The organism is bacterium (Candidatus Blackallbacteria) CG13_big_fil_rev_8_21_14_2_50_49_14, assembly GCA_002783405.1.
Lineage (GTDB): Bacteria > Cyanobacteriota > Sericytochromatia > UBA7694 > UBA7694.
This window is the reverse complement of sequence record PFGG01000081.1, coordinates 1-13,915: the sequence shown is the minus strand read 5'-3', so window position 1 is coordinate 13,915 and position 13,915 is coordinate 1. Positions and strand designations below refer to the sequence as shown.

Annotated in this window: 9 protein-coding genes; all 9 read right to left on the bottom strand. The window is 51.5% G+C overall.

Annotated elements, in window-relative coordinates; all coding sequences use genetic code 11:
- Window positions 1-235: 235 nt before the first annotated feature.
- Complete coding sequence (locus tag COW20_24035; protein ID PIW44491.1) at window positions 236-1,609, bottom strand: FAD-dependent oxidoreductase; 1,374 nt, start codon at window positions 1,607-1,609, stop codon at window positions 236-238.
- 228 nt (window positions 1,610-1,837) lie between these two features.
- Window positions 1,838-3,277, bottom strand: coding sequence for a hypothetical protein (locus COW20_24030; protein PIW44490.1), 1,440 nt, complete (start codon window positions 3,275-3,277; stop codon window positions 1,838-1,840).
- A 205-nt stretch (window positions 3,278-3,482) separates the two neighbouring features.
- Entirely contained in the window at window positions 3,483-4,769 is a 1,287-nt protein-coding gene (locus tag COW20_24025) for a hypothetical protein (GenBank protein ID PIW44489.1), read from the bottom strand.
- Between the two features lie 145 nt (window positions 4,770-4,914).
- Entirely contained in the window at window positions 4,915-5,556 is a 642-nt protein-coding gene (ruvA, locus tag COW20_24020; protein ID PIW44488.1) for a Holliday junction branch migration protein RuvA, read from the bottom strand.
- Window positions 5,514-6,980 carry a nucleoside triphosphate pyrophosphohydrolase gene (locus tag COW20_24015; GenBank protein PIW44487.1) on the bottom strand — a complete coding sequence of 489 codons (1,467 nt, stop codon included), beginning with the start codon at window positions 6,978-6,980 and terminating at the stop codon, window positions 5,514-5,516. The genes ruvA and COW20_24015 overlap by 43 nt, the downstream gene beginning before the upstream one ends.
- Before the next feature lie 5 nt (window positions 6,981-6,985).
- A complete protein-coding gene (locus COW20_24010) occupies window positions 6,986-8,140 on the bottom strand; it encodes a hypothetical protein (protein PIW44486.1) in 1,155 nt (384 codons plus the stop codon).
- Between the two features lie 83 nt (window positions 8,141-8,223).
- Entirely contained in the window at window positions 8,224-9,246 is a 1,023-nt protein-coding gene (locus COW20_24005; GenBank protein PIW44485.1) for a class I SAM-dependent methyltransferase, read from the bottom strand.
- A gap of 21 nt (window positions 9,247-9,267) precedes the next feature.
- On the bottom strand, window positions 9,268-10,410 hold the full coding sequence (locus COW20_24000; protein PIW44484.1) for a hypothetical protein: 1,143 nt from the start codon (window positions 10,408-10,410) through the stop codon (window positions 9,268-9,270).
- Complete coding sequence (mfd, locus tag COW20_23995; protein ID PIW44483.1) at window positions 10,400-13,756, bottom strand: transcription-repair coupling factor; 3,357 nt, start codon at window positions 13,754-13,756, stop codon at window positions 10,400-10,402. The genes COW20_24000 and mfd overlap by 11 nt, the downstream gene beginning before the upstream one ends.
- Between the last annotated feature and the right edge of the window lie 159 nt (window positions 13,757-13,915).

The following is a 13,915-nucleotide window of genomic DNA, read 5'->3' as shown; positions in this document are numbered from 1 at the left end:
GCATATGAGCCAATCAGCCGTGTTTCCTGCACTTGGTTTGCAGGAACACAAGATATTGCTTATATCACCCCCAATGGGGCATCAGGAGACCCACTCAGTTGGATGATTGGCAGTCCGATTTATTTTAAATATGTGCTGTGCTGATCATGAAAAACGCAAACAAGAACGGGGCAATGCGATTCAAATCTCGACGGCTTTCACTGCCTCTCTGACAACTTCGAGACTTAAGTGAGGGCTAGGCCAATAGCTGCTGGGTCTGCAAGGCCGCCATCAGGGTTTCAGAATCCAGCTCCCGTGGACTGCAGGCTTGCTGCACAGCCAAAGCTGCGGCAGTACCTGCGGCCTGCCCCATGGCATAACAGTTGGGAATAATCCGCACAGCCCCCTGGGCCGCGAAATCCGCTGAAAGACAACGCCCCGCCACCAGAAGATTCTCGATTTCAAGCGGCAACAGACAGCGAAAAGGAATTTCGTGATAATCTCCCGCCTTCATAAAATGCAGGCCTCCGCTTTTGTCGCGGCTGTGAATATCTATCGGGTAATTGTTGCGGGCAATCGCATCGGGGAATTTACGCGCAGCAAAAAAATCTTCACTGCTCAGCACATACTCACCCACAATCCGGCGTGATTCACGAATACCAGGCATGGGCGCAATCTGGGCAATGAAACTTTTTTCAAAGCCCGGCAAATAGTGCTGGCAAAAGCGCCAAAGCTTGAGAATCCGCTGCTTGCCTTCAACCTGAACCTGGCTGCGTTGCTGAAAATCAAGTGAATTTTTAAGCTGATCCATGCGCGGGCAATTAAAAGCCACTTCTCCCGGACGGCCCGGTACGGTAAAGATCTGAAAATAGGCGGCATCATCTTCACTCAGGTCCCCAGCTGCCACCGCAGCTTGAAAAACAGGGCTGAGCGGCCAGGACTTATCCCAGGTGCAGGCAGTCGTCCAGAGGGGCAATTCTGGGTCGTGGGGATTGTCTGTCCAATCAAACTCTCCCAAAGAAGCGAAATAATCACGGGCCTTGATCAGATCGACATGGCCCAAATTAAAACGCAAGGCCATCGGCTGATTGGCATGATCTTCGGGGCGGCCCACCACCATCGGCACCCCGGCCTGAAACGCCAGATCGGCATCGCCAGACGCGTCAATGCAAACCTCTGCGGCAATCATGCCGCGCCCGGATTTGGTTTCGACCACCACGCCCTTTAAAACCCGATCTTCAACCACGGCTTCGGAGAAATAAACATGGTAAAACAGGCGCACTCCCGCCTCAACCGCTTTTTGCTCAAGCACCAGTTTGAGCATTTCGGGGTTGAACCAACCAGCGTTGCCGTCCTTATACACCGCAGCGTCTCCCGTTTCGAGCAGGGTGTTCAGCACTTCGAGATAAATCCCCTGGTTCAGCGGTTTTTCCTGCAAATGGTTGGCCATCATCGGCGTGACCAGGGCAGCGGTAGAGGTCCCGCCCAAAAAACCATTCTGCTCAACCAGAATCGTGCGCGCTCCGCTACGGGCAGCCGCAATCGCAGCAGCAGCACCAGCAGAACCGCCTCCCAGCACCAAAACATCACATTCTGCCAGATAGGGAAGTTTCATTTCTGCCTGTTTCATTGCCTTGCGCGGGAATTAAAATCGAGAACCGCTCCCGCATCTCCTTGTGTGATACTCCAGTATATCCTGAACCCGCTCAATTGCTGCCTTTCCAGGAAAAAACTGCAAAAGCCCCGTAAAGGGGCTTTTTAACGCAGACAAACCTTCTAGCAGCAAAGCACTCAGTCAAACAAATCATGCCGAATCAAGGCGCAGGCGAAAATCCTCAGCATTGAAATAGCCTTTGCCTTAATGGCTGGGTTTTTGCGGTGGGGCGGGCACCACAGGTTTCGCCGGCGCTTCAGGAGCCGCCAGTTGCTGGCGGGTACGGGCTGAAGCCGTGCGAATCTGGCCCAAGAGTTCATTGGAGCGCGCCGCCTGCTCAGGGACATTTTCCTGCAAAAGGGCTTTATAATCCGGGGAAATTTTACCGGCCATGCCCTCGGCCCAACGCTCATGTTTCTTGAAAAACTCAGACTGATCGGCATTCTGACTGGCCCATTTCAAATGGACCGAGGGGCTGGTAATAATACCATCGGTCATGACCATTTCCTGGTAGAGATAGCCATCGTCTTTCATTTCCTGTTGCTTTTTATCTGAAACCTTGTCATAAAGCCACCCTGAAACAGGGGCTGAGGTTTGCGGAATCAAAGGGTGCAACTGGGTGGCAAATTCTGGGGCGGCATCGGGTGAGGCCAGCCAGGATTTATAAATAAACTCGGTGCAATAGATATCGCGGTCATCAAAGGTATTGAAGCCATTGTCATAGCCTTTGCCAACCATTTTCTTGCCCTCGGCGATCACGGCCTTGCGATCGGCCTCGGTCGAACCTTTGACCTCAACAGCAATCATCACATCGCGGGGATTGCGGGCATTGTAGCGCTCAATCGTATCGATAATCACGCCTGTCCCACCGGGGGGCTGGTGCTGTTTTTTGCCATTGATTTCAATCTCTGCGCCGTGGTCTGCCGCCAAAGAATGCAGAATCAGGCCTTCGCCGTTGAGGCTGCCAGGCGCCATCTTCCATTTCTTTTCAAGCTGGGCCTGTAATTCTTTGTCTTGGCCCACGTAGATAATCCCGTGAATAAACGAGCCATTATTGCCTGTCATGATAATATCCCCAGGATTGAGATGGGATTTGAGATCGGCCAGTTCTTTGCTGCTGATGGGGGGCAGGCTGTCTTCGGGCGAAGGAGCCGTCATATACTTATCCACCAGCTTGAACCACTGTTTACTGTCTTGCAGACCCAGCGTGGCACGCAGTTTATCATAATGGGTACGGTCAAATTTCTGGGGATACAGATTGGGGCTGGTCTCACCATTCTCGGTCACGAAAAAAGCGCGCTGGCTGTGCAGACCGGTTTCTTTTTGAATTTGATTGACGGGTTTGTCAAAGAGTTGCAGGTTTTGCATATCCTTGAGCGATCCCAGTTTTTGACCTTTGTCATGAATTGTGACCTGATACACGTCATAACCCAGGCCCTGACCAGGCTTGACCCTTTCCACCACCATCTCAGAACCGGGATTGGCTTTTGCAAAAGCCACCGCTTCAGCGCGGGTTTTAAAGGTTTGTTTGCGCTCTACCGTGACCTTGTCCGCCAGATCGAGCGCCCCCTCATCATAGCTGCCGACCTGAAAACTTTGCTTCGCAGGTTGCGGGTTTTGGGGGGATTTGGGTCCTATTTGCATGGGGCACTCCTTCACTGAACAGACGGTCTCTGATCTGAATTATCGCAAGCAAAGCCATTAAACTTGCTGAAAATTTTACCTTAATTTAAGATTTAATTAATTTTACACAACAAAACACAGAGATAACTGTATTTTACACAAAAAATAGATTTTTTTCAGCACAAAAGCCCAGTCAATGACTGGGCTTTTAAAACAGAGATCGCGTTTAGCGAACCAGATCGAATTCCATCAGAATATCTTCTGCGGCTTTGCCCCCCCGGCCTACAGCACCGGCGATAATCAAAGCCTGTTTGGGGTTCTGGGCGGCAAAGACCAGGCCTTTGGCCGTTAAATCGGCGCCGGTGCGCAGACCATTGCCAATCCATTCGGCCGTGTTGACAGGGTTCATGCCCTTGAGGGCATCCAGCGGATGGAGAACCACATTGCCAATATTCTTGATGCCATTGCCCACAGCATTGAAGCCATCGCCAATTGCATTGAAGACCTTGCCAGGCCCTTGGATAATCGTATCAATCCCGCCGCCAATAATCTGGCCCACGGTTCGGCTCTGTTCAGCCGCTACCGTCACGACCTCAGCGGCCGGGGTCACGGTTTCAACGGCTTGAGCGACTTCATAGGCGGTTTGGGGAGAAACCACCTTCGCCACTTCGTCTGCATTTTCAACCATTTTACCCACAGTCTTCATGGCACCACCGCCACCACTGGTGGCATTGATGGTTCCACTCATCACCGTTTTGCCAATTTCGACATTGCCGATATTGATATTGACAGTGGCACCCGGAGCAACATTTTCAACATTGACGAGTTTTTCAAGCAGAACATCACCGACCTGACTGGTGACATTATTGGTCACGCCACCGCCGGGAACGACCTTGGCGGCATCATCCACCACGCTGACCACATCTGCAACAGGTGTAGGTGCAGGAGGAGGCGGAGGAGGGGGAGTGGGACCGGGTGCAGGCGCAGGGCCACCACCGGCAGGTTTATTGCCAAAGCTGGCAGCAATCACGGTCACGTCAACGGTCAGACGGCCCAGAGCTTCACCATAACGGCCCTGTTGAATTGCTTGTGAATAAGGTTTAACAATCCCATTGGCCACTTTAAAAGGCAGGGTGACAATCGCTTCACCCGTTTGAATCGGATGGCTGACGGCATGAATGGCGGCACCCCCGACCCACTGAGCGGATTTAATCGGATGGGTCACGATATTGCCTGCGGTTTTGCCCAGGAAGAACAGGCCATGGCCCATATCATAGATCGCCTTGCCAGCGCCGGTGAAGAATCCGGCCACAAAATCTCCGGCGTTCTTGTCGCGGGTAGATTCGTAATTGTCTACTTTCATTCCGGGGGGCTGCATGGGAGCAGGTTGAATCGGCAAGGTATAACTCGGGGTATAAGGGGCATAACCCGGAGCAGCAACCGCCTGCTGATAACCGACAGGGTTCATGCCTGCCAGCAGGGCTGCTTGATTGTTATTGTAACCGATGGTCATGATGTCCTCCAGGGCATAATCTCCACAAGTATTATCCTAACATCCTTTTCAGATCTTACGTCCATTTTTTGATTTAGCCCTAAAAGAGGCTTATCTTTTGATTAAATTTTGTAACGAACTTCGGATCCAGACCCTGTTTTTTGGATCAGGGCCCCAATTGGGTCAACAAAAAACGAATGACGGCATCGGCATCGGCTGGATTTTCAGAAGCAGGCAAAAGTCCCCAGGCCCGTGCGATTTCATCAGGGCCATAGCCCAGGGCCAAAAGCGTCACTTCCACTTCTTCCTGAATCCCAGGTTCCAGCGGGCCCGCTGAAGTAGAAACCGGCAGATCAGGGTAGATCTTCGCCAATTTCTCACGTAATTCCAGAATAATCCGCTGGGCTGTTTTTTGCCCGATTCCGGGGGCACGGGTCAAGACCTTGGGCTGATTGCCTGCAATCGCCGTGATAATTTCTGAAACTTCAAGTGCAGAGACAATCGCCAGCGCCGTACGCAGGCCCACGCCACTGACCCGGTTGAGCAAAAGAAAGAGTTCTTTTTCCTGGCGGGATTCAAAGCCAAACAGCTCCATGCTGTCTTCACGGTGGGCCAGCCAAGTCAAAAGCGTCACTTCAGCTTTGCCTGCAGCCTGCAATTGCAGACGGTAACGCTCACTGAGCTGTACTTCATAGCCCACCCCCTGCACATCAAGCGTCACACTGCTGGGCCCAAATGCAGCGGGAATCCCCCGCAAAAAGGCGATCACCCCACCTGCTCCTTGGCCTGATTCCAGAGGATATCCCATTCCTCAAGCGCGAGCTCTTTCAGGCTGCGTCCGGCCAAAGCTGCTTCCATGGCTTGAAAACGACGCACGAAACGGGCATTGGTCTGTCGCATGGCGTCTTCAGGATCGAGTTTAAACCAACGGGCCAGGTTCACGAGCGTAAAAAAGACATCGCCCAATTCATGAAAAATGGCCTCGGGCTCATCCTGCTCACAGGCCTCGAGCAATTCCTGGTATTCTTCTTCAATTTTGGCGAGCACGCCCTTGAGTTCAGGCCAGTCAAAGCCCACATGGGCCACCTTGCGCCCGATTTTTTCAGCCAGAGTTAAAGAGGGCAAAGCCGCTGGCAGATCAGAGAGCACAGAAAGCTTTTGATCACCGGCCTTGGCAGCTTTTTCAAGCGCCTTGAGATCTTCCCACTGACGCTTGACTTCTTCAGGCGTTTCAAGCGTGGGGCCGCCAAAAACATGGGGATGGCGATAGATCAGCTTTTCAGCAATGCCCAAGGCGACCTCATCCAGCACAAAAAGGTCTTCATCCTGAGCCACCTGGGATTGCAGATAGACCTGTAATAAAAGGTCTCCCAATTCCTCACAGAGGGCGTCTGGGTCCTCCTGATCAATGGCTTCGACCACCTCATAGGCTTCTTCAAGCACATATTTACGCAAAGTCTGCGCATTCTGTTTCAAATCCCAGGGGCAACCGCCTTCGGGGTTACGCAGACGGGCCACCACCCAACGCAAATACTCAAGCGGAGCCAGGGTTTCTGGCCCCCCAGGTGGCAGATAAAGCGTGGTTAAATGATCGATCCAAGTCACACGATCCAGTTCTTCGAGCGGCAGGCTTTCGACCTGCTGATCAGCACAACTGGCGGCGCGCACCAGGGTCACGGGGTATTCGGGCTCCAGGCGATCCAGCAGGGTCAGCTTGACCTCAGAAGCAATCGTGGGCGAATAAATCTGGGTCACCAATTGCGGACGACGAAAATCCAATTGATCGGCTTCCAGGGTCAGGGCATCGAGAATGGTCAGCCCTTCACTGGGATCCGCCCCCAAGGCCTCAAGCACTACATCCACACAACTGACAGCGGTATGCAGTTTGACCTCCACCCCTTCCTGGGGGCCACGTTCCAGCAGCAGCTGAACCGTGCGCTCAGCCACCAGGGGATTACCCGGCACGGCATAGACAATCCGGCCCTGGGCCTCAACCTCCGCCAAAAGTTGCTCGACAATCTGGGCATACAACTTGTCGAAATCAGGGGCCTGCTCATAGAGACTGTCAAAGCTGGTATAGGCACAGCCCCATTCCCGCAGTTCGGCCACCGTAGGATGCACCGCCGTACGCAAATAGACCGGATTACCGGCCATGAGCAAATCACGGGTTTCAAGGGTTAAAAGGCGGGCAGGGCCCGGACCGAGCCCCACCACATCAATTTTTTGGGTCATGCCAATCAGTGTTCGTGACCGTCACCGGCTTTGGTTTCAGTCTGGGGAGCAGCAGGCTGCTCACCGGGCTTGGTTTCCCCTGGTTTGGCTTCACCGGGTTTGCCTGCTTCACCCGCAGGAGGTGCAGGCGGAGCGGCTGTCAATTTTTCGTTGATTTCGATTTTTGACTTTTCTTTGAGCTGTTTGAGCCAGTCTTCAAAGGTTTTCTGTTTGCGTTCGCGTTCCAATTGATCACGAATCCCGGCTTTGACCTCATCAAAAGATTTGGTCATGGCAGGCAGTAAACCGCCCCGTTTAATAATATGATAACCAAAACGGGTTTTTACAGGCCCAGAGAGTTCACCCTCTTTGAGCTTCCAAGCGGCTTCTTCAAAGGGAAGCACCATCATGCCCTTGCCAAAAGCGCCCAAATCACCGCCATTGTCTTTGTTGGAGGTATCATCGGAATTGGCTTTGGCCAGTTTGGCAAAATCACCGCCCGCTTTCAGTTGGGCCAGAATGCCTTCAGCCTTTTTCAGGGCTTTGGCTTCTTCGTCTTTTTTGCCTTCTTCAGCCTTGATCAGAATATGCTGGGCCTTGATTTTTTCAGGCTCCTTATACATATCCATATGCTCATCATAGTATTTCTTCAGATCAGCGTCTTCAATTTTGACCTTTTCAATGATCTTCTGATAGAGCTTGCTGAGCAAAATCTGCTGTTTGAACTGGGTTTCAAATTCAGTATAGGTATATTTATTGCGTTCGAGATCTTCATCAAAGGCTTTGCGGTCGCCATTGTAGCGGGCCTTGAGCAGTTCATCAAACTTGGATTTGAATTCAGCCTCATCGGCTTTAAGGCCCATTTTTTCGGCCTCTTGCTTCATCAGCGACATTTCAACCAGCGAATTCATGATATTTTTCTTGAGGTTGACCAACATGGTCTGACCGGCTGCGGAATTGAAATCCATGCCAATCTGACCGGCATATTGTTTCTTCGCGCGTTCTACATAGGTTGTGAATTCATCGGTGCTGATCACCTGTCCATTGACTTTAGCGGCAAAGGCGGTTTGTCCGGCCCATAAAAAACTTCCAGCTGCAGCGGCGCTGCCTATTACGAGGGTTGCCACGATGGCGATAACACCAATCTGGGAGCCCTTTTTGCGTTGTTCTGTCACAATCACTCATCCTTCTTTCGTAGGCAAATCATCCTAAGCAGTTTACCAGAGGTTCTGGTGAACTGAGCAGGTGCTTAAACCGGCCTGATTTATTTTAAAATCCGCTGGATCCAAAAACTTCCACTGACCCAACCAAAATCGGTCTTTAAGCTCGCCGGGAAAAGGGCTTTCAGGTCCTCGATGAAATGACGCTGAACAAAATCCATGGGCAAAACCACTTTAAACTCTTTATTAAACGCCAAAAAAGCCTGAAGCAAATAAGCCTCGTTCCAAAATACACGGAACTTTTGATTTTTGGCATAGACCTCAGGGTATTCATAGGGAAGATTAATATCATGAAAATGAATAAAAACCCCTTTATTCAAGCTCGGCAAAACCTCAAGAATTTCAAAGTTCACATCACTTCCCAGTTTGCAAACATGACTGGAATCGATGAATAAAATATCGTTTTCCTGAAGCGACTCAAAAAAAGCGAGATCCAGTGTTTCAACCTGTTGACGAATCAACTGGGTTTGTTCGGGAAAATTCTTTAAATCAAGATTTGTATACGGATCGACAATGCGGTAATCTGTTGGGCCAGATTCTGGATGATTCAACTCTATTGCAGCAGCAATCACCCGCGAAGAAAAACCCGAACCCACTTCAATAATCCGTTTGGGCTTAAAATAGCGAATCATGCAATGCAGGGCTGAGGCACAACCATAACTGAAGCAATTGTTGTGCAGATGGAATTGCTTCGGATCTGAAGTTGGTTCATTGGGCCAATCGCATTCGTGAGAAAAATCAGCAGCAATTTTTTGCATGAATGCGAAGAAATTTTCTGACTGAAACTCAATGCCTGAAAGCGCACTCTCTTTGGCCCAAATATTTCTTTTTTCTAAATCCTCAAGATCGGGAATAGGCTGATAAAAATGTACAGGAACAGGCAAAAACCCCCGCTTAAGACAGGCATCGGTACCTTCACCTGAAGTCGCCATAAATTTCATAATCGGCAAAACAAAAGGACTCACCATTTGGATAGACAAACGAACCATCGAAGCCGATAATCGCTTGAGTAATTCGATTTGTTTTTTATTTAAGAATCTTCTCAGACTGTCTTTAAATTTGTCCATGGTTAAAATTCCTTTTAAAAGTCAAGGCGCAGAAGAACTTTTAGGTGCGCCAGACTTATCAGGACTCGCCGGAACAGTTTGAGGTTGCGCAGAGGCCTCGGCAATAGGAGAAGCCTGTGCAGAACTGGCGGCAGGAGAGGGCGGTGCGGGTGGTTTTTCCATATCTTCTGCCAAGACAATCTCAGACTGGTTGCGCTGTTCTTTGAGCCAGGTGCGCAAGGCCTTTTCTTTTTCCTGATCTAAAAGCTGGCTTTCAAACTGTTTGCGGGCCTCAGCCAAGGGCGGCAGCCCGGCAGGATGGGTTTTGCCACGCAGAATCAAATGGTAACCAAACTCTGTTTTCACTGGCGTTTGGCTGAATTCGCCCGGTTTAAGCGCCCAAGCTGCGGTTTCGAAGGCGGGCACCATATCCCCTTTTGCAAAAGCCCCCAAATCACCGCCCTTGTCTTTGTTGGAAGTATCCTGAGAGTATTTTTTCGCCAAGGCGGCAAAATCTCCCCCCGCTTTCAGCTCGGTCAGAATTTTTTCAATCTGGGCTTTGGCGGCAGCCTCTTGCTCGGGTTTCTCTACCTTGATCAAAAGATGACGGGCCTCGATTTTTTCAGGCTGCTGAAAACGGGAACTGTTCTGTTTATAATAGTTTTCAAGCTGCTTTTCAGTCAGTTTCAAATCCTTGCCCAAGGCTTCACGCAGTTTGCGCATCAGCAGTCGGCTGCGCAACTCCTCGCGGAAATCTGACAAGGAATAATTATTGCGAGCCAGTTCACGCTCCATACGGGCGGTATCACCCTGATAGGCCGTGCGCAGGTATTTGTCATATTCAGCCTCAATTTCAGCTGCAGTCACCGTAAGTTTGCGCTTTTTCGCTTCCTGCAACTGCAGTTGATTCTCAATCAGTTGGTTGAGCGTGGTTTCACGCAGCATGGGCAGCAGCATTTTGCCCTGCTCAGAATTCAGATCCATGCCCAACTGGCGGGTATAGAGCTGGGTGGCCTGTTCAAAGCTGCGGGCAAAATCCGTCCGGGTCACGCGCTCACCATTGACTCGCGCCACATAATCATAGCGATTGACCCAATACCAGGTTCCAGCGGTAAAGCCCCCGCCCATAAACACCACCAAAGCGATGGCGACAATTCCTTTTTGGGTCAGGTGGCTATTCGACATGTACCGGTTGCTCCTCCAGCTGTTCTGCTTCCATTTCCATCAGTGTAGCAAGGAAGGCTTCAACCCGCTGCAAGTTCTTGAGTGGCTGAGGAGCCAGGGTATGCAGCAAGGTTTCGGGTTTATACTGCCAGTTTTTAAGCATCGGGTTGCGCCGGATCGCAAGTTTAAAGCGGTTTTCAGGCAAAACGGCCTGCAATTCCAGCATCTGACCCTTGAAGCCAATTTTGGGAATTCCCAGCTCAGAAGCCATGATCCGCACCCGTGTGACCCGCCAGAGAGTTTCTACTTCTGGCGGCAATTCGCCCTTGCGCTGAATCAAATCTTTGCGCTGCTGTTCAATCTGCTCGAGATCGTCGCTATAGGCCAAAATACGGTAAAGCCTCATTTTATCTGCCACATCATCGAGCCAGCCATCGGGAATAAAGGCCGATAGATTGAGATCGATCACGCAGGCCTGACTTTCACGCGCCTCACGCACTTCGCCTTTGAGCAGGGCTATGGTCTCTTCAAGCAATTGGCAATAGGTTTCAAAACCGACTGAAACAATATTGCCATGTTGCTGTGGCCCTACCAGATTGCCAATTCCCCGGATTTCCATATCCTTGAGCGCCACATAATAACCCGACCCCAAATCTGAATATTCACGCACCACCGTCAGGCGCTCACGCGCCTCGCGGGTCAGGGGCTTGAGCGGATCATAAAAGAGATAGGCATAGGCCTGAATATTTGAACGGCCCACGCGGCCCCGCAACTGGTGAATCTGGGCCAGACCCAGCAGTTCCACGCGCTCAATGATCAGGGTATTGCAATTGGCAATGTCCAGCCCCGATTCCACAATCGTGGTACAGACCAGGATATCAAAGGCGTGGGAATAAAAATCCCACATGGTCTGCTCCAGTTCCTGCTTGCTCATCTGGCCATGGGCCGTGCGAATCCGGGCCTGGGGGGCCAGTTGTTGAAGCTTGGCGCCTATTGTTTCAATATCTTTGACCCGGTTGTGAATATAGTAAATCTGCCCCCCGCGCTGCAGTTCATGAAAAATCGCCTGTTTCAGCATTTCATCGTTAAAGGGTTCCACCACCGTTTTGATCGGCTGTCGGTTCGGCGGCGGGGTTTCAATCAAACTGAGAGATTTTAATCCCCCCAGGGCAATATTCAGGGTGCGGGGAATCGGGGTGGCTGACATGGTCAGGATATCGATACCGGGTTGAATATCCTTGAGTTTTTCTTTTTGCATCACGCCAAAACGGTGTTCTTCATCAATAATCAGCAGCCCCAGTTTTTTCATCTGCAATTTTTTGGAAAGCAGGCGGTGGGTGGCCACCACAATATCGATGGCACCGGCCTTGAGATCGGCAAAAACCTGATCACTTTCCTTGGCCGTGCGGTAACGGCTGAGCAGTTCAACCCGTACGGGATAAGAGGCAAAGCGATCTTTGAGCACCTGGTAATGCTGGTGCGCCAAAATCGTAGTCGGGGCCAGCAGCGCCACCTGGTAACCCGCCATGGCCGCTTTGAACGCTGCGCGCAAAGCCACTTCGGTTTTGCCAAAACCCACGTCGCCACAGACCAGGCGGTTCATGGGCACGGGCTGCTCCATATCCAATTTGGTATCGAGAATGGCCTTGAGCTGGTCGGGGGTTTCTTCATAGGGAAAAGCAAATTCCATTTCCCGCTGCCATTCACTGTCGGGAGGATAGGTAATGCCTTCGGCCTGCATGCGGGCCGCTTCGGTGCGCAGCAATTGCTCGGCAATCTCAACCAGGGCTTTTTTAACCTTGCTCTTGGCCTTTTCCCATTCTCCGCCGCCCAGCTTGTGCAGTTTGAGACGCTGATCGCCAACCCCATGGTAGATTTGCAGGCGGTGCATCTGTTCCACGGGCACCAGCAGACGATCATCCCCGGCATAGAGCACCGAAAGATATTCACGCGTTTCACCCGTGGTTGAAAACTGCACAAGGCCGTTATAACGCCCAATGCCATGTACTTCATGCACCACCAGCATACCCTCCTTGAGCAGGCTGAGCTGCAGCGGCGAGGTATTGCGCTTGAATTTGCTGTCGCGGGTGATCCGCTGCCGACCGGGAAAGAGTTCCTTATCGGTAAAACAGAACCAATTCAAGGGAGCAAAGGCAAAGCCCTCAGGCAAAGTCCCCTGAAGCACCTGAACCGCACCTGTGCTCAGGGCATCGCCCCCGGTTTGCACCGGACAGCGACGCTCCCTCAAAATTGAGAGAATACGTTGAGGTTGGGGAGTCACCACCGTGACCCGCCCGCCCTTGTGAAGGGTTTGCTGCAAAATCGCAGTCAGCTGATCCAGGCTTTTTTCAAGCGGTGGCAAAAGCGTACCCGAACCCTGGCCATCGGGGCCCGTAAAATGCAATTGGCCAAAGCGCTGCAATTCAGCTTCAAGCGACTCACGCCCCAGGTGCTGGGGTGCAATCGCCCGCTGCTGAGCGGTTTCATCGAGTAAATGGGCATAGCCCTTGGCCTTGGTATGCATGCCCTCCGTCCAGACCACACGTGTGCTGTCGGGCAAACATTGCAGCAAACCGCCCACGGGGTGCAGCAGCGACATGATCTGGTAAAGCTCAGAAGAATAGCTGAAATCACGCACAAGAGCAATAAAATTGCCACGTTGGTTTTCCAGCAGGCGGGTTTTAAGGGCTTCTAAATTGTCAGGAATCACCCATTCATAGGCTGGGGGAATCACGCCACTTTTATCTGTGCTGGGTTTATCCAGGGGATCGTTGAGACGGTATGAGGAAATCTTTTCAAGTTCATCGTCAAACCATTCCAAACGCAGCACCCGATCCAGCCCCATCGGATAGATATCCAAGGTGCCCCCCCGCCGCGTAAACTCACCGCGCTCGGTAATACTTCCTGAGGGGCGATAACCCAATTGAATCAGACGCTGTACCAAAACCGGCGGTGGCAGGCGATCCCCCGGATACAGGGTCAGCGTCTGCTGATACCAGGTAATATTGTCCATGATTTGGTAACTGAGCCCCTTATAGCCCACCAGAATAATCTGGGGCGGGGTATCTGTATATTGCAGACGGTAACGCACATGGTGACGCTGATGACAGCTCAAACGCTCATCGCCGCTCCATTCGTAGGGAGAAAGTGCGGGGGTGGGGTAATAGACACAGTCTTCTATGCCAAAGGCCTTGAGATAGGCCATATACTGCTCGGCTTCCTTGCGGTCATGCACCACCACCAATTGGGTGCGTACCTCTTTGCTCAAGCGGGCAATATATGCCGCCTGAGCGCCGGGCTGAACGAGATTGGGGATGTGTAAACTTTCTTGAAGTGAAAGGGCATCGAGCGCGGAAGCAAGCAACATGATCCTGAACCTTTTCCTTAAAACGAACTGATCTTCGCGGGATCTGTTCAGTATAGTGCAGTTAATGCCCAAGGGGCAGGTTAATGCCCAAGGGGCAGGTTAATGCCCAAGGGGCAGGTTAATGCCCAAGGGGCAGGTTAATGCCCAAGGGGCAGGTTA

Bases quoted from the DNA above. Each gene is read 5' to 3' on its own strand.
- COW20_24030 (PIW44490.1), bottom strand. From the start codon at position 3,277: ATGCAAATAGGACCCAAATCCCCCCAAAACCCGCAACCTGCGAAGCAA.
- COW20_24035 (PIW44491.1), bottom strand. From the start codon at position 1,609: ATGAAACAGGCAGAAATGAAACTTCCCTATCTGGCAGAATGTGATGTT.
- COW20_24025 (PIW44489.1), bottom strand. From the start codon at position 4,769: ATGACCATCGGTTACAATAACAATCAAGCAGCCCTGCTGGCAGGCATG.
- COW20_24000 (PIW44484.1), bottom strand. From the start codon at position 10,410: ATGTCGAATAGCCACCTGACCCAAAAAGGAATTGTCGCCATCGCTTTG.
- mfd (PIW44483.1), bottom strand. From the start codon at position 13,756: ATGTTGCTTGCTTCCGCGCTCGATGCCCTTTCACTTCAAGAAAGTTTA.
- ruvA (PIW44488.1), bottom strand. From the start codon at position 5,556: ATGGGATATCCTCTGGAATCAGGCCAAGGAGCAGGTGGGGTGATCGCC.
- COW20_24015 (PIW44487.1), bottom strand. From the start codon at position 6,980: ATGACCCAAAAAATTGATGTGGTGGGGCTCGGTCCGGGCCCTGCCCGC.
- COW20_24005 (PIW44485.1), bottom strand. From the start codon at position 9,246: ATGGACAAATTTAAAGACAGTCTGAGAAGATTCTTAAATAAAAAACAA.